We start from the raw sequence: 16584 nt of genomic DNA on the forward strand, positions 1-16584 counted from the left end.
AAGGCTCCGGGAGTTTTTTTTTGTAAAAAATAGAAGCATAGTGCAGCAAAGGCAAGGGCATAAAAATTGGAAAGTGCAGCCATGGCCCAGACGAAACTATCGTACAGGGGCTGAAAAATCAAAAATATCGCTGGTGAGAAATAAAAAAATTTCTTTTCATCACAACGGTATATTCGGAAAATAATCCATATTAAAACAAAGATTGCCAAGTTGCCGATAAAAATCAGCCAGCGAAAATCGATTCTTCTGAAAATTTTCAGCATCGCCATCGAGACCATGCGATTGAACACCAATCGATGCTCATTATGTTGGGCAAACAAAATGCTTCCAACCTCAGTAAAATTCTGGGATTGGTACAATTGATTCATTGATCCCAGAATATTGTCATAATCATCGACCTGAGGAATGTCTACCGCATATTGGACGATGCTAAAAATGAAATAAATTACCACCAGGGCAGCGGCAAATTTCACCATCAGAACTTCATTCCCGAAGATTCTATCCCTGAACAACCAGCCGAAAAACAAGGTTAATAAAAGAATGATCGTTTCAGTTTCCAAAAGAATTTTATACCTGAAAAAGGCATTGCCAATGAGCAACAAGCCAAATAGGAGAGGGACAATGAGATTCCAGTCCAAAAATACGGGGCGGCTGATCGCTGCATGAGTCGCCAACCAATACCCCCAGAAGGACAACAGGAAAAACAGAAGAAATAAAAGTAATGCCCCCCATTTGTTTCGAATTCCAGAGTATCGGGAATTTTCAGCCGGGACAACATAGGCAGACAAGATGCCCCTGGAATAGCCATAGACATTTTTCAGACGGATCGTTTTTATGACTGTCGAATCCTGGCCCCTGATCCTGATTCGGAAGTAATTTGTGCCCGGGCAAAGCAAATTTGCAGGGATCATAAAAAAAAACCATTTTTTTTTGACCTGAAGCGAATTAATCTGAATTCCATTCAGGAAATAGTTTATAATTATTGGCTGATCCGGGATACGCTTCAAAATTGTTTCCACTATATATGCTTTTTGATCCACTTCATCTAAAAAAAACTCGCTTTGCGTAAAACCGGCCGAGTTCAAAGGTCCAATCTCGATTTTTTTTATTATTTTTCGAAAATCACGGGCCCAGACCAAGAAAAACATTGCACAGAAGATTAATCCAATCCCGAATGAATATGCCAGTGTCCATAAATTGTTTTTATTTATCTTGGTTCCCATAATCAATTCCTTCTTTCCAAGGAATTTTAAAGGAAATACGAATGCAGGTCAATTGATTAGGGTTTTATTTCTGTTGTCTCGGAAAACAAAAAGAAAAACTTGCTTTTTTGTTTTTTTTTAATTATAATTTTTTGCTTTTCAAAGGTGACCAAAATGACGACAAACTATCCAATTAAACGGTGCGCTATTTTGTTGCTTTCCCTGCTGGTCATTTCCGTTTCCGGTCTGCTCGTGGGTTTCCATCAGTCCAACCGGAACTACGAACGCTCGCTGGCCCATATCCGCTATCTGCAGGCCGGCCTGGGGGACTTGCACGGCCAGGTGGTGCAGATGGACGAGGAAGCGCGGCTCAATGAGCAGCGCTACGCCCGGATCGATTTCCTGGAATATCAGAACACGATTTTTCAGAAGAAATTTCCCGATTTTTCACAAATCGTCAACACTACCTATAATAAAAGCAAATTGTTCGGATTCCATCCCAACCTGATCATGGCGGTCATGCAGGTGGAGAGCGGCTACAACCCGCTGGCCCTTTCGGCCGTCGGCGCCTACGGCTTGATGCAGGTCCACTATGCGGTCTGGAAAGACGAGCTCAGGATCGACAAAAACAGGATCTTCGACATCGACTACAATATCGGGCTGGGGCTGAAAATATTGAAGCAATACTACGATCTTTCCAACGGCGACATCAGAAGGGCCCTGTTCCTGTACAACAACGGCTACAAATACCAAAATACCGGCTATTTGGCCAAGGTGAACAATTCGCTCTACAGCCAGGACCCGGAGATCGCCAAACGGATCGGCGTTAGCCAGTAAGAAAAGCGCCTGCCACCCTTCATTTCGCCCGCCCGTGGCTGTTTTGCCTGAAAAGGATAAAAAGCTGCCTGAAAAAAGCCAGGTATTCCGGCTGTTTGAAATCGGAGTATGTCCAGGGCAGGAACTCGAACTGCTTGTTTTTCAGGACGTATTCCAGGTGGGCGTAGATGCCGCCCCGCAAGGGGACGCGATGAAAGTGGTTCTTGCTGGTGGCGATAATCACGTTGGCGTCGGATAGATATCCCGGGTCCAGGTTGAGGGTTCTTTTTCCGGCGTTGAGGAATTTTTCTTCCAGCCGGTTGGTGAAGAACTTGATTTCCGGAAGTCTTTCCGGGTCCTGCAAGCCGCTGAACGAGACGAACTGCCTGAACAACGGCTCCCCCATTTCGGCCCGGTAATAGTCGGTCGCCGTGAACGGGATAAGCGCCGATTGGCTGTCGATGGGTGAAAAATGGGCGGCCAGTTCCTTCTTCGCCTTTTCCGCGGCCGCTGCTGCGGCTTCGGCGAAGATCAGCCCGCAGAACAGTTTGACTTTATTGAATTCGCTGATGCGCCCCATGCTGCAAAACCGGCCAGCCGTTCAACCTGCTGGCTTTAACCTCGCTCAGCGCTGCCATGGCAAAATGTAAAAGCAATCGTTGATGAAGGCGGCGACGCGCTCCCTGCCCGGAGACGGCTGGTAAACGGCTCCGGCCAGCGCCACCTGGCAATTTTTGAAGTTCCGCTCTTCGTCCAGCTTCAGCAGCTCGCCGTTGAAGGTGGTGAAAAACTGCTCGTCGGCGTCGGTGCAGTCGACGATCGAATTCAGGTCGCGGCGTGAAGTGATTTTTTCCCTGGCAAAAGGCGCCAGGCGGACGATTTCCAGGTTGGTCTCGCTAAAATACATGAACTTGCTCCTTTCGCTTAAAAAATAGATGACGCTGGCATCGGGATTGCAGCCGACGGCCAATATGCCGCTGCCGAGCTTTTTGTAGAGCAGGGTATGGTAGTTGAAAAGGTAAAGGTTCTTTTCCTTGTCGCGGGTGAGGAACAGGATCTCGTTCTTGCCGGGATTGAAGTTGACGATGTCCAACTCGCTGTAATATTTCTCGCCCAGGAACATGGTCTCATCCATTTTGGTCGTTTTGTTGCCCGCCGGATCGTAGATCAACCCCTGGAAGGCATTCTTCAAATCGGAAAAATAGATGATGAACGGCCCGGGTTCGGCGCCGAAAATTATTTCCACCTCTTCGGAAGCGGTGAGATCGATGTTGCGGCCTTTCTCGATGAGCGTGGCGACTTCCCGGTTTTCCTCGGCGGCATCGGCCACGGCCAGGTACTGCTGGATTTGTTGGATCGGTACCCGGCGCAGCAGCTCGCGGCCCCTGACTTCGGTGCAGCTTTTATTCGCATAGTTGTAGCGGTACACTTGGAAGGGAAAATTCGGATAGACGGCGATTTTTCGCCCGTTGGCGCTCAAGGTGGTGAATGGCGAAACGAACGCCTGCTCGGCCATGCCGCCGTCGGTGATGTAGGCATCGCTCGCCTGAGCGTTGAAAGCCACGATGATGCTGGGCATTTTCAATGCATAGCCGAACACCGGCTGCAGGGAAAAGTCCTTGCCGGTGTCGATAAGCGTGTAGATGAACACCTTTTCGTTTTCGACCGCGCTGGTGGAAAAAATGATTTTTTCGAGATTGGCGGAGGCGACTATGTCCTGAATCGTGCCTTCGTACTCGAAGGTCCTGATCACTTTCTGGGAAAGCGCATCCACGACCAGCAGCTTCTCCTTTTCACCGCTCTCCATGACGCCGGCGATGAGGACCCGGTTGTCCCTCAGCCACTGAATCTTCTTGCCCTCGAAAAAGGTCAAGAAGGGATAGACCGGAAATTCCAGCGCCGCGGGAAATTCCGCTTTCAGCTCTTCCTGTTTTTTGCCGCTGAGGATCGTCCGCTCGATCCAGTTCTGCACGTTGGCGTCTTTTTTCTTGAGGTGGTACAACCCCAGCAGCCGGTTGATGCGCGGCTCCCATTGGTTTTGGGAAAACACTTCGTAAAGGTACTTTTCAGCGTCGCTGTCCTTGAGCTGGATCAGGACCTCGGCGAACGACAGCCCATACTCGGGGTTGTAATAATTGAACTTCAGTTTTTCAAGTATTTTCTTGGCTTTTTTCAACTCGCCGGTCTTCATGAAATACTGCGCCTGCAGCAGCTGGGCTTCCTTGGATTCGGGCTTGGCCTTGAGCGCCCGCTCCAGGTACGGATAGAGCTGGGCCCAGTCGTTCAGTTGATAATAAGCCCGGGCGCTCTGCAGGGCAAAATAGTAATTCGTCGGCGCCTGCTCGGATTCGGGCTGGATCAGCTCGACCGCCGCTTGCGCCTGGCCGGTCTGCAGGTACAACTCGCCCAGCAGCAGCTTGTACTCGGCCAGTTTTGAGAACTGTACGCCCTTGTTGAAATTGGCCTCGGCGGCCGGGTAATTCCTCCGTTTCAGGTACTCATTGCCCAGGCACAAATAAGCCGGCGCATAGCTTGCGTTCATGCGGGTTATTTTCAGCAGGTTTTCTATGGCCAGGGAATTCTTCAGGTCGGAGACGGCCAGGCTGACCCCGGTCAAGGCCTCCAGGGAGCGGTGGTCGCTCTCGAGGTAATAGCTGAACACTTTCGTGGCTTCCCATTTTTCGTTTTTCAGCAACAGGGCGAAGCCCTTTTTGACCGTCGGCTTGGGATCGGAACGAAAGTGTGCTTCCAGATATTTGTTCGCCAGCTCCATGTCGTCGATCAGGTAATAGGCGATGGCCCGGGAAAAATCATCGATCTTGGCGGCGGAAAAAACCGGGACAATGGCCAGCGTCAAACACAATCCTATCGCGGCTTTCTTCATGATGACCTCCGTGATGATTGCGCCATGCCGGGCTTACATCCCCCAGTTCAGTTTGTCGGCCAAAAGCTGGAAGTAGTTGATTTCCGGCGTGACCAGCATGTGCAGTTGCTTGGGATAGATTCCCACCGACAGCATTCCCTCGTAGTCGAGCGGCAGCACGGTCTGGCCGTCGATGGTCACAAAGGCGTCCATGTTCTGGGTCAGAAGCTGGACGGTAATGGTGGTGCCGTCCCGGACCACCAGCGGCCGGAACGTCAGCGCATGGGGGCAGATGGGGGTGATGATGATGCCGTTGACCTCGGGGCTGACGATCGGTCCCCCGGCCGCTATGGAATAGGCCGTCGATCCGGTCGGGGTGGAGACGATCAGGCCGTCCCCTTTCACCTCGGCCACCCTGGCGCCGTCGATCTTCAAGAGCAGCTTGACCACGCGGGCGATCGCTCCCTTGTTGACGACCACATCGTTCAAAGCGGTATACACGCGGTTCTGGTAGTCGATCTGCAACAGCTTGCGCCGCGATACCTTGGCTTTGCCCTCGAGTATGTCGGCCAGGCTCTCCTCAAGGAACTCCTTTTTCATCTCGGTAAGAAAACCCAGCGTGCCGAGATTGAATCCGGCCACCGGCACCTGGGCTTCCACCGCCTGGCGGGCGACCGACAAAAAAGTTCCGTCGCCGCCCAGGACGATGATCAGATCGGTGTCGCGGGCGATATCGTCACGGGCGCAGTACTCCCGGCTCTGCAGCAGCTCGGCTGCTGTCTGCTCCAGGGTGTAGGCGACGTTGAACCGCTTCAGCACGGTAAGTGTTTTTTCCAGGTGAAACACCAGGTCCTGATGCGGTTTGGCCACGATGACGGCTTTCTTAAACGGCTGCTTCATCACGGAGCATTGTATCATCAATGGATTTTTTTTTCCCGAATTCAAGCAGGAAAAAATATTCCTGGTTGCCTTTCCTTCCCTTCAGGCCTGATGGTGTGAAGCCGCGCACGGCAAAACCCATGCTTTCGATCCGCCTCTTGAGCCCGAGCACGACGTCCAGCCTGGTACCCGCATCGCGGATCACCCCCCCCTTGCCGACAAGGGGCTTGGGGGCTTCGAACTGCGGTTTGACCAGGGCCAGGATCTTCGCCTTGGCGAATCCGGTCAGAACAGGCAGAACCATGGCGATGGAAATGAAGGAGAGGTCCATGATGATCAGGTCGGGCTCGAAAGGGACGTCCTGCGGCTGCAGGAAGCGGGCGTTTTTTTCCAACAGCGTCAGGCGCGGATTCTGGCGCAGACTGTAATCGACCTGGGAAATAGTCACATCGACGCCGCAGACCCTGTCGGCGCCGCATTGCAACAGGTAGTCGCTGAAACCGCCGGTGGATATGCCCAGGTCAAGAGCCTTGGCGCCGGCGACGGTGATGGCGAATGCCTCGATGGCCTTCGCCAACTTGAAAGCGCCGCGCGAAACGAATGGGTGCTTGTTTTGGACCGTGATGGCGTCCGCCGCAGTCACCCGATGATCGGCCTTGATCTGGAGTTGACCGTTGACGAACACGTCGCCGGCCATGATCAGGGCCAGGGCTTTATCCGCTCCGCCGGCCAGCCCCCTTGCGATCAGGGCATCATCGAGCCGGGTTTTTCTTGGAGCACTCACTTCCGCGCTGGCGACTTGCGGGCGGCAGCTGTTTCCACACTATTTTTGCTGATGGCGCGTATGAAAAAATTCAGGACCGCGTTGTTGAACTCGTAGTCATCCTGGAGCGACACCGATTTCTCGCCGGGAAATACGACGCTTTCCGATTTGACGATGGTCGCACGGGCCAGTTCGAGCGGTCGCTCTTCCCCCATGGCTTCCAACTTAACCAGCGCCCGATCCAGTTCGGCCGGGTCGAGGCTCAGGCCCAGCTGGTAGTTTCTCGCGCAGAAGCGGATCGTCGCCCGGTTCTTGGCATCAGGATCAATGACGACTTGCGAATTCTCGTATTTTTGCTTTTTAAAAAATATGTCAAAGACCTTGATGAACCTTTTAAAGATCTTCAGGTTGCGCGCATAACAATCATGATAATCGCCGTATTTACCGGCGATGGCGAAATCGATTTCTAGCTCCACAGCATGTCTCCTGCCGGATATTTTAAGAGAATGCCCGAAGGGTGTCAAGAGCGCCGCGCTTTCCGGTTTTAAAACGCCCTGGGGAGCTCTTCGTCATTCCCGTTGACCCCGGTTGCGTCCGACCCACAGCCAGGTGGAGACGATAATGATTAAAAACAGCAGCCAATGAATCATGAAGATCGTTATGTACCGCCTGGAAAAGGCGCGCAGCCAGACTATCAGCCCCCAAAAAATGAGGGCCAACCCCCATATCCAGATGAAAAAAATGAATGCCTGGCTGTTCATCTTGAACCATAAATAGGCCAGCCGGTCGCTTAAAAACAGGCACAGGCCCAACATGGAAATGACGATGCCGAAATTGTCCGGTCCGGCCATGTTGGCCGGGGCGATGGCAATGTACCAGCCGCCGATGATGCCCCACATGACCAGGGCGGCCAAGCAGACGGGAATCGCCTGCAGATGCAGCTTCCAATGCAGGAATTGATTTTTTTCCAGGTTCATGCCTTCACTTTTTTTTCAATGGGTTAAAAGGTAAACCAGACGCTCGGGCAATTCAATCGGGAAAATCCTGATTTTAACGTGCCAAATTCCTGAGTCTGCCGGCAGGCGCCGATACACCAATTCTATTTTTTTTCGATGTTCAGATGGAAAAATGTCCTCCCGAAGTAGTCATCGTAAAAGGAAATGACCTCGTCATAGGAATAACCGAGGCCGATCAGGCGTTTGCGGATGAACTTCTGGTGGATGCCGCGGGCGCGGGTGATGTTGCGCGAGGAGACGCGGTAATGGATCTCGGCCTGGTCGGGCGAGAAGAGCTTGAGGATCGGCCACATGACGTGGATGAGCGACTCGCGCTCGAAGACCCACATGCTGGGATGGATGTAGGCGCAGAACTCGACGAAATTGCGGTTCTGGCCGATCGGGTTGGGCGTGACGTGCAGGGCGATGTAGCCGGTGCCGCCGGTGAGAAAAACCCCGGTATAGCCCGGGGGATCGAAGTCGTGGTCGAAAATGAACGGCGTGTCGGTGGAGAGCAGCACGTCGTCGAAGCAGTCTTCCAGAAGATACAGCGCCTCGTCCTCGCGGACGCGCGGGTTGCAGAGCGAATTGATGAACTTCTGGTCGCAGTCGTAAAAGGCGCAGGCCAGGTACTCCTCCTGCTGCGAGTTGACCATCAGCTTCAGCTTGCGGTCGCTGCGCGCCAGCTTCAGCGAATGCTGGGAGTAGCGCGTGATCACGTCCTCGCGCAGGTGCTGGATCATCTTCGTCATGTCCTTGCGGTGCAGGTGGGCGATGAACATCTTGCCTTCCGGCAGGTCGATGGGGGCCTGGATGTCGATGACATAGCGCGAATAGCAATCGACCGGGACCTTGAAGCACTGCTTGCGCATCGACTCGCGGTCGGATATTTTCATGCCCTTGAGCAGCGGCGTCGGGGCGAAATAGATGAAGGAGACCAGCTCGGGATAGTCGCAGGCGTCGATGAAGGTGCTCAGGACCTTCGGGCTCAGCGAGTCGCCGCAGGTGTTGACTTCCATGCAGGCCATCTCGAAGGATTTTTTCCCCGAGAGCTGCCGCTCCCAGAAATAGCTGGCATGCGACTCCTCGATGGCCAGCGACATCTCGACCTGGCTGATCTCGATGTCGCGCTCCTGGATGTAGCGGTCCATGACCTGCACGCGCGGCTGCATGTTGGGCTTGCCGATCAGGTTGGCGCCGGAGGCCTTGATCACCGACCAGATGTCATCGTCGCTGAGGGTGACCAGGGAAACGCCTTCGCTGTTGTAGGCGTGGATGATCGTGGCCGTGGGCGCCGGCTCGAATGCTTCAGGTATGGTGAATGCCATGCGGACCTCCTCTCTGCCCGCCAGGCCTATTCATGGCATGAACCGGCAGCGCCAGAATCCGAGAGCGGGAAATAACTTTGCCAAACCCTTCTTCCGCAATCTCTTTTTTATGTTCAAGATAATTTTTCAATTGGCTTAATGTCACCTCAGTTGAAATGAGTACGCCGGCAGAAGTATAAAGGGAATAGGCTGGCTTGTCAATCGGCAAAAACCCTTGGCCACTCTTTTTTAACCGCCTCCAACAATGGCCTCACGTTTGTACCCGCCATTTTTATTTCCCCGGCGATTCTGCTTCACCCAGACCGTGGACGATATCCTCCATCTGCCCCGATTGCCTTTCCATGCTTCCCAGCAGCCGGAACTGCACCCGCGCCCGCTGCAGGTTGTGCCCGGGATAGCGGCTTTTAAAATAGCGGTCGCCGGCCAGGAAATCGCTGAGGAAACGCAGGCCGATCATATAAGCGAACAACTTGGCCGAAAAGGCCAGGTGCGCGATTTCTTCCGCCGTGAGGCAGTCGCGCAGTGACGAAAGAAAACCCCGGGCAAAGCCCTTGAAAAGATCGATGTCCAGTCCTACCCGTTCCAGGTCGGGTTCATCCTCGCCGGCGCGGTTGCAGCCGCTGCGCACGGCGTCGCCGAAATCGTAATGCACATAACCGGGCATGACCGTGTCCAGGTCGATGATGCAGGCTCCCCCGCCCTGCTCGGCAAACAGGATGTTGTTGAACTTGGTGTCGTTGTGGGTGATGCGCAGCGGGATGCGCCCGGCCTGCCCCAGGTGCAGGATCCGTTTCATGGCTTCCGCCCGCGCCTGGATGAAGTCGGTCTCAGCGGCGACTTGCCGGGCCCGGCGGCAGGGATCCTCCTGCCGGCAATCTGAGAACCTCTGCAGATGGGTTTCCAGGTTGTGAAAACCGCGAATGGTTTCATGGGGCGGCGGAGCGGGGAAATCGGCCAGCAACCGCAAAAAACGCCCGAAGTGCCTGCCGCCGGCGCAGGCCAGCTCCGCGCTGTCGACGCGATCGAACGAGCGGTGGCGGTCGATGAAAACGTACATGCGCCAGCAGCCGCCGTCCCTGTCCTCATGGAATGAGCGGCCGTCCCGGGCCGGGATCACCGTGAGCACATCGCAGCCGGGATCGGCGCCCGACTTGGCGCGGAGATGGGCGGTGACCCTGACAATATTCTCCATCAGCCGCGGCACGTCTGCGAACACGCCGCGGTTGATGCGTTGCAGGATGTAGTCGGGGCAGCCGCTTTGGGCGTTGCGGATGAGGAAGGTATCGTGGATATGCCCCGAACCGTAGGAGTGGCCGCCGGCAAAGGCCCCCTGGATGGAGAAATTGGCCGTCAGCTGCGCCAAGTCAAAAGCAAATCCTTCATGCCCAATGTTGTTTTCCGCCATTTCCGCTGACATTATAGAATACATCGCCTGAATAACCAAACCTGGGGCGGTCCGGGAAGTATTGCGGACGGCCGCCCTTAATTTGTTGACAACCGGCGCGAATTATGGTAATTTTCGTCTTTAATGGCCCCTTAGCTCAATTGGCAGAGCAATTGACTCTTAATCAATAGGTTAGTGGTTCGATTCCACTAGGGGTCATCTTCCTTCCCCTGGCGCGTCCCACGTCCGCAACCATCATCGCATTTGACAATAGTGATCCATTTGGCTAAAATCGGTGTAAGCAAATGGAAAAAGAGGAAATACTGGCCAAAATCGAAAAAATCAAGAGCGAGATCGAGGCCGATTCCTGCGACCTGATCCGCGAAAAAATCCAGCAGCGCGACTTGAATTTTCAGAAATCGGGAAAGGGTTTTTTCCTGGCCTTTATCATCAACAAACTGCGCCGCCGCTTGATCATCGAAATGAACCATATCCTCGAACCGCTCCTGGAAAACCAGAAAGAGATCAACCTCAGGTTGTTGAAGGAAATCGAAAAAATCAAAAAGAGCCATGAGCCATCTCCGCAAAATCATTCCCGGCCCCCTGCGCCGGAAAACAAAAAAACTGCTGGCCAGACTTGAACCCCGGGCAATGGTTCCGGCCGAAGCCGTCCGCACCATTGGCATCTGCCTGCCGCAGGTGCCCTTTGTCCATGGCGGCGCTGAAATCCATGCCCTGGCGCTGCGCGATCAGCTGCGCCAGCGCGGCTTTCAGGCCGACCTGATCACCGTCCCCTACAAGTGGTACCCGCGCGAACAGATAGAGAACAGCATCCACCTGTGGCAGCAGCTGGACCTGAGCGAAGCCGACGGCCGGCCGATCGACCTGCTGATCACCACCAAGTTTCCATCCTATTTCGCCCCCCACCCCAACAAGGTGCTCTGGCTGATCCACCAGTTCCGCCAGGTTTACGACCTGTACGGAACCCCCTACTCCGATTTTGATCCCAGCGACCGCTGGGATGAAAAAATACGCAGGCAGATCAACAAGCTGGATCGGGAAGCGATTCAGGGGCACCGGCGCCTGTTCAGCAACTCGCGCAACACCGCCGAGCGTCTGCGCAGGTTCAACGGCTTGTCGGCGACCGCCCTATATCACCCGCCGAAGCTGCATCCGCGCTATCGCCATGAACGCTACGGCGATTTCATCCTGTCGGTGGGCAGGCTGGACAAGATGAAGCGCATCGACTGGCTGATCCGCTCGCTGCGCTTCTGCCCGGCAAACATGCGCTGCCTGATCGCCGGCGCCGGACCCGAGTTGAACAAGCTCGAAGCGCTGGCCCGGGAAAGCGGCGTCGCTGACCGCGTCGAGTTTCTCGGCTACGTCGACGATCAGCGCCTGCTGCAGCTGTACGCCGAGTGTTTCGCCGTTTATTACGCCCCTTTCGACGAGGACTACGGTTACGTGACTCTCGAGGCGTTCTTCTCGCAGAAACCGGTTTTGAGCGCCGTCGATTCGGGCGGCACCCTGGAGTTTGTCGTGGACGGGCAAAACGGCTTCATCATTGAACCTAACAACGAACAACGGCTGGCCGAAGGGATCACCCTCCTGTTCAACGACCGCGAGCGCTGCCGCGCTTTCGGCCTCGACGGGCTGGACCGGGTCAAGGGCATCTCCTGGGACCATGCCATCCGGGAGCTGCTGGGGCTGCAGCCATGAAAATCGCCCTGTTCACCCCCCTCAACCCGGTCAGGAGCGGCATCGCCGACTACAACGAGGAGATGCTGCCCGAGCTCGGCACGCATGCCGACATCGACCTGTACGTCGACGGCAGCTACACCCCCAGCAACACCCGCATCAGCGGCCGGTTCCCCATCCGCATTTTCAATCCGGGCGAGTTCCAGCAACAAGACTACGACGCCATCGTTTACCACATGGGCAACAACTATCGGGCGCACAAGTACATCTATGAAGCCATGAAAATGTTTCCCGGCATCGTGGTCCTGCACGACTATGTCCTGCAGGGATTCTACGCCGAAATGATGCAAGCCAACCGCGACCATGCCCGCTACCTGGAACTGCTGCAGCGCTTCTATCCCAAGGATGGCCCCCTCCTGGCCCAGCGCATGATCGACCGGCTGCCGCACCCGATCTGGGAATCGGAGCTGGCCATCCAGTTTCCCCTCAACGAAGAGGTCATCGGCATGGCCAAGGGACTGATCGTCCACTCGGCGTTCCTGGAAACCCTGGTCCGGAAAAAGCATGCGCTGCCCATCGCCCGCATCCCCCATCACGGCCACGACCTGCCGCCGCTCGACCGCCTTGAACTAAAAAGGGAACTGGGCTTCAGCGCCGACGACCTGGTGCTGCTCTCGACCGGGTATGTCACCAAGAACAAGCGCTACGAAGCCATCATCCCCGCCTTGAGCGCCGCCGCCATCGCCAACCTGAAATATGTCATCATCGGCCAGGATGAGGCCAACTATCTCAAGGTGCTCGCCCAGGGCAAGGCTCTCACCGTCATCCGCAGGGGTTTCGTCGCCCTGGCCGACCTGGAAAAGCACATCGCGGCCGCCGACATCTGCCTCAACCTGCGCTACCCGACCATGGGGGAAAACTCGGGATCGCTGCTGCGTATGATGAGCGGCGCCAAGCCGGTGCTGGTCTCAAACACCGGCTCCTACCGGGAGCTTCCCGACGAAGCGGTCATCAAGATCGGCTGCGACGTGGACGAAAAGGAGATGATCAAGCGCTTCGTGCGGGCATTGGCCGAAGATGCCGACTTCCGGCAATCCATCGGAGCCGAAGCCGCCAGCTATGTCAGGCGCGAATGCAGCATCGCCGGCTGCGCCAGACGCTACGCGGAATTCATCGCCAGCGTCCTTGCGCCGGCAGGAGCACATGATGGAAAACGACGACATTAAAAAAACCCTGCAGGAATTGAAGGTTTTATGTGACGCGGAGCGGGAAAGGCTGGAGGGAATCGATACGCTCGCCGGCGGGCCAGTTGACCGGGAAATCGCCATCGATTTCTGGAAGCTGTCCAATGCCGAGATCGAACGTGAGATGTGGAACCGGCTGGCTTTGCTGGACGAGGACGCCGACTGCCTACCAGCGGGTCCGATCGCTTCCCACCGCCCGATCCTGGGCAAGCCCATAGTTTTCCTGAAAAGAATGATGCGCGCCCTGACCCGGCCGTACACGTCCCTGCTGCTGCAGAAGCAGAACCGGCTCAACCGCGAGCTGGTCACCTTCCAGCTGCTTACGTTCCTCAAGCTGCGTCATCAGGAAAAAATGATCAGGGAAACGGCGGAGCGGGCGGCCGATTTTCCCGACCCGCAACCGGCCGGAGCGGATAACGGGAAAAAGACGACCCGGAAGACATGATCCGGAAAGGGCTTTTTCAGCTGCTGCGGGCCGATCTTGCCCTGCCGGGAGAGACGAACAACGATACCCTGGCCCAGGACATCCGTTCCACGCTCCGCGCCGATCCCGGGCCGGAAGCAGCCGCTGTCCTGAAACGCATCTGCCGGGAGATCGCCCGGCGCAGCGGCGTCCAGGCCGCCGTCAACCTGCTCAACCGCCTCGAGGTCGCCTTCGGCTTCCGCAAGCCCGCGCTGGCCATCTACGATCACACCCTGCACCTGATCGGCGGCGCCCAGAAGTACGGCTGCACCATCGCCCATGCCCTGCAAAACGATTTCGTTGTCACCCTGATCAGCAATAAGCCGGTCAGCCACGACCAGCTGCGCGATTGGTACCGGCTCGACTTGTCGCGCTGCCGCATCGCAGTGATCCCCATCCCCTTTTACGAAAAACAGGGCCGGGAGCATCTCGATCCGGCCGCCATCACCTCCAGGAGGATAGCCAACCCGTTCCACCTGATCAGCCGCGAGAGCGGCCGCTACGATTTTTTCATCAACAACAGCATGGTGGAGATGGTCTACCCGCTGGCCGGATGCTCGCTGTTCATCTGCCACTTCCCCGAGCGGCGGCCGAGCACCTATTTCTATGTCGACCGCTACCCGCATCTCATTTACAACAGCCGCTACACGGCCGAATGGATCCGTAAGAAATGGGGGCTCAGTCCCGGCATCCACCTCTATCCCCCGGTGGACATGGACGGCCCGGTGGATTTTTCGGCCAAGGAGGACGTCATCCTCTCGGCCGCCCGTTTCGACCCGGGGGGCAACAAGCAGCAGCTGCGCATGGTCCAGGTATTCACGCAGCTGGCGCAGCGCCAGCCGCGCCGGCTTCAAGGCTGGAAACTCATCCTCGCCGGCGGCAGCCCCAACGACAACCCCTACCTGGAAAAGATCCGCCAGCGCATCGCCGGCGACCGTCTGGAAAATGTCGAGCTGCGCATCAATATCCCGGCCGCGGAGCTGAAAACCCTCTACCAGAAGGCCAAGATCTTCTGGCACCTCTGCGGTTTGCAGCAGAACGAACCCGAACTGGTCGAGCATTTCGGCATGACCACCGCCGAAGCCATGCAAAACGGCTGCGTGCCCGTGGTTTTTGCCGGAGGCGGACTGAAGGAGATCGTCGAGGACGGAATTTCGGGGTTGCTCTTCTCCAGCGCCAACCAATTGAGCCGGCAGACATTGCGCCTGATCGATGAGCCGCAGCGGCTGCGGAGCATGGGCGAGGCTGCCTGCAAGCGCGGCAAGGTTTTCAACCGAGCGGTATTCACCGCCCGGGTAAAGGAAATTTTTTCCGCCCTGCTCCGCGATTACCGGATGGACCAATAGCATGAATATCGCCTGCGATATCCGGGTCTTCCTCTCCCGGGAAACCGGGGTCGGTACCTATTACAAGAACCTGTTGAACCACCTGGCCGCCAGCGACGGACAAAACCGCTACCTGCTGTTCTCCTCTTCATGGAAAGAGCGCTTTCCGCAGGCCAAGATCCCCCGTTTCACCGATTGCCGCCTGGTCGATGCGCGCCTTCCGGTCAAGGCGTTGAACTGGCTCTGGTCAAATTGGCGCTTTCCGCCCCTGGAATTTTTTTTCAAGGAAAAAATCGCAGTCGCCCACTCACCCACCCCGATGCTTTTACCCTGCCATGGGAAAAAGATCATCACTATCTGCGATCTTTTTTTCCTGAGCGATAAAAAACGCGTCCAACCGGAAAGCCGCCGCTATTTCCGGGCGCGGCTGGCTGAAAACATCGCCAGGGCCGATGGCATCATCTGCATTTCTCAGGCCACCCGTTCAAGTCTGCTGGAGATTTTCGCGACGGCCGCCGAAAAAACCCGGGTGATCCATCTTGGCGTGGCGCCGTATTTCTTTGTCGAGCCCGACCGGCGGCGCTCATGCCGCGAAAAATACCGCCTGCCCGAAAAATACATCCTGTTCACCGGAACCATCGAACCGCGCAAGAACCTGCCCACCTTGCTGAAAGCGTTGATCGAGCTGAAGCGGAGGGACGTCGTCATCCCGCTGGTCATCGCCGGCAGCCGCGGTTGGGGAACTAGCGAATTCATCGCACTGGCAAAGGAGCTGGCCGGCCAGGTGCGTGAGATCGGCTATGTGGAAGATGCCGACCTGCCGGGACTGTACCGGGAAGCACAGTTTTTTGTTTTCCCCTCACTGGCGGAAGGCTTCGGTCTGCCGCTGATCGAAGCCCTGGCCAGCGGCACGCCGGTCCTTTGTTCCGATATCCCCGTGTTCCACGAGATCGGCCTTGAACTGCCCACCTATTTCCAGGCCACTTCGGTGCCCGAACTTGGCGAAAAAATGGAATCGCTTTGGCAGCAGGACAAAACGACCGGCCGGGAAGCACGGATTGCGCATGCCCGCACCTTCTCCTGGCGGGAAAGCGCCTTCCGGACCCTGTCTTTCTATCAGCATCTTGCCGGGGAAACGTCATGAGAATCGCGATCGACGGCTACGACCTGACGCGGCAGCCTACCGGCGTCGGACGCTACCTGCGCAACCTGCTTTCGGAAATCCTCGCCGCCGATTCCCGGGACACGTACCATCTTTTCCTGCGCGAAAACCTCGACCTTTTTGACCGCTGCGCCAACCTGGAAAAAACGATCATCCCGGCGGCAGGCGGCTATACGTACTGGCAAAACGGGCCGCTGCGCAAAAAACTGAGCAACGGCGATTACGGATTGCTGTTCGCGGCCGGCAACCAGCTGCCGTTCTTCTACGACGGGAAAACAGCCCTGGCGGTCCACGACGTCGCATGGCGGGCTCGGGCGCATGATTTCTCGCTCAAGGAGCGAACCGGCAAGGACTTGAAATGCCGCTGGAGCCTGAACAAAGCCGCCCAAATTTACACCGACGCCGAATTCACCAAGGGGGAATTGGGCCGTTACTACGGCGTACCCGCCGAAAAAATCCAGT

The 16584-nt window shown here is 56.1% G+C and carries 18 protein-coding genes and 1 tRNA gene; 9 read left to right on the top strand and 10 right to left on the bottom strand.

The window, feature by feature from the left end:
• The coding region (locus tag NTW95_07065; protein MCX6557172.1) for a hypothetical protein at window positions 1-1223 on the bottom strand (1223 nt) is incomplete at its 3' end.
• Window positions 1224-1376: 153 nt separating this feature from the next.
• Between NTW95_07065 and NTW95_07070 the strand changes: the two genes are divergently transcribed.
• A complete protein-coding gene (locus NTW95_07070) occupies window positions 1377-2039 on the top strand; it encodes a transglycosylase SLT domain-containing protein (protein ID MCX6557173.1) in 663 nt (220 codons plus the stop codon).
• A 19-nt stretch (window positions 2040-2058) separates the two neighbouring features.
• Here the strand turns inward: NTW95_07070 and NTW95_07075 are convergent, their stop codons facing one another.
• From NTW95_07075 to NTW95_07115, 9 genes are all read right to left on the bottom strand, one after another.
• Entirely contained in the window at window positions 2059-2598 is a 540-nt protein-coding gene (locus tag NTW95_07075) for a DUF4416 family protein (protein MCX6557174.1), read from the bottom strand.
• Window positions 2599-2643: 45 nt separating this feature from the next.
• A complete protein-coding gene (locus tag NTW95_07080) occupies window positions 2644-4902 on the bottom strand; it encodes a tetratricopeptide repeat protein (protein ID MCX6557175.1) in 2259 nt (752 codons plus the stop codon).
• A gap of 33 nt (window positions 4903-4935) precedes the next feature.
• Window positions 4936-5781, bottom strand: coding sequence for an NAD(+)/NADH kinase (locus NTW95_07085; GenBank protein MCX6557176.1), 846 nt, complete (start codon window positions 5779-5781; stop codon window positions 4936-4938).
• Window positions 5765-6544, bottom strand: coding sequence for a TlyA family RNA methyltransferase (locus NTW95_07090; protein ID MCX6557177.1), 780 nt, complete (start codon window positions 6542-6544; stop codon window positions 5765-5767). Before NTW95_07090 ends, NTW95_07085 begins: the two co-directional genes overlap by 17 nt.
• Window positions 6541-6999 (bottom strand): hypothetical protein, encoded by a 459-nt coding sequence (locus NTW95_07095; GenBank protein MCX6557178.1) that lies wholly within the window; start codon window positions 6997-6999, stop codon window positions 6541-6543. The genes NTW95_07090 and NTW95_07095 overlap by 4 nt, the downstream gene beginning before the upstream one ends.
• Window positions 7000-7092: 93 nt before the next feature.
• On the bottom strand, window positions 7093-7500 hold the full coding sequence (locus NTW95_07100) for a hypothetical protein (GenBank protein MCX6557179.1): 408 nt from the start codon (window positions 7498-7500) through the stop codon (window positions 7093-7095).
• 122 nt (window positions 7501-7622) lie between these two features.
• A complete protein-coding gene (locus NTW95_07105; GenBank protein MCX6557180.1) occupies window positions 7623-8846 on the bottom strand; it encodes a hypothetical protein in 1224 nt (407 codons plus the stop codon).
• Window positions 8827-9054, bottom strand: coding sequence for a hypothetical protein (locus tag NTW95_07110; protein ID MCX6557181.1), 228 nt, complete (start codon window positions 9052-9054; stop codon window positions 8827-8829). The genes NTW95_07105 and NTW95_07110 overlap by 20 nt, the downstream gene beginning before the upstream one ends.
• A gap of 63 nt (window positions 9055-9117) precedes the next feature.
• The gene (locus NTW95_07115; protein MCX6557182.1) at window positions 9118-10251 is read right to left on the bottom strand and encodes an aminoglycoside phosphotransferase family protein; all 1134 of its coding nucleotides are present in this window, start codon (window positions 10249-10251) and stop codon (window positions 9118-9120) included.
• 125 nt (window positions 10252-10376) lie between these two features.
• Between NTW95_07115 and NTW95_07120 the strand changes: the two genes are divergently transcribed.
• From NTW95_07120 to NTW95_07155, 8 genes are all read left to right on the top strand, one after another.
• Window positions 10377-10449, top strand: a tRNA-Lys gene (locus NTW95_07120).
• Window positions 10450-10535: 86 nt separating this feature from the next.
• Window positions 10536-10871: a hypothetical protein gene (locus tag NTW95_07125; GenBank protein MCX6557183.1), complete on the top strand. Its 336-nt coding sequence runs from the start codon at window positions 10536-10538 to the stop codon at window positions 10869-10871.
• Window positions 10801-11949: a glycosyltransferase family 4 protein gene (locus tag NTW95_07130; protein MCX6557184.1), complete on the top strand. Its 1149-nt coding sequence runs from the start codon at window positions 10801-10803 to the stop codon at window positions 11947-11949. The genes NTW95_07125 and NTW95_07130 overlap by 71 nt, the downstream gene beginning before the upstream one ends.
• A complete protein-coding gene (locus tag NTW95_07135; protein MCX6557185.1) occupies window positions 11946-13154 on the top strand; it encodes a glycosyltransferase family 4 protein in 1209 nt (402 codons plus the stop codon). The genes NTW95_07130 and NTW95_07135 overlap by 4 nt, the downstream gene beginning before the upstream one ends.
• Window positions 13135-13617, top strand: coding sequence for a hypothetical protein (locus NTW95_07140; GenBank protein MCX6557186.1), 483 nt, complete (start codon window positions 13135-13137; stop codon window positions 13615-13617). Before NTW95_07135 ends, NTW95_07140 begins: the two co-directional genes overlap by 20 nt.
• The gene (locus NTW95_07145; protein MCX6557187.1) at window positions 13614-14981 is read left to right on the top strand and encodes a glycosyltransferase family 4 protein; all 1368 of its coding nucleotides are present in this window, start codon (window positions 13614-13616) and stop codon (window positions 14979-14981) included. The genes NTW95_07140 and NTW95_07145 overlap by 4 nt, the downstream gene beginning before the upstream one ends.
• Window position 14982: 1 nt before the next feature.
• Window positions 14983-16104 (top strand): glycosyltransferase family 1 protein, encoded by a 1122-nt coding sequence (locus tag NTW95_07150; protein MCX6557188.1) that lies wholly within the window; start codon window positions 14983-14985, stop codon window positions 16102-16104.
• Window positions 16101-16584 (top strand): hypothetical protein (locus NTW95_07155; protein MCX6557189.1); only part of this gene is annotated, 484 nt, incomplete at its 3' end. The genes NTW95_07150 and NTW95_07155, both read left to right, overlap by 4 nt.

Source organism: Candidatus Aminicenantes bacterium (assembly GCA_026393795.1).
Classification (GTDB): domain Bacteria; phylum Acidobacteriota; class Aminicenantia; order UBA2199; family UBA2199; genus UBA2199.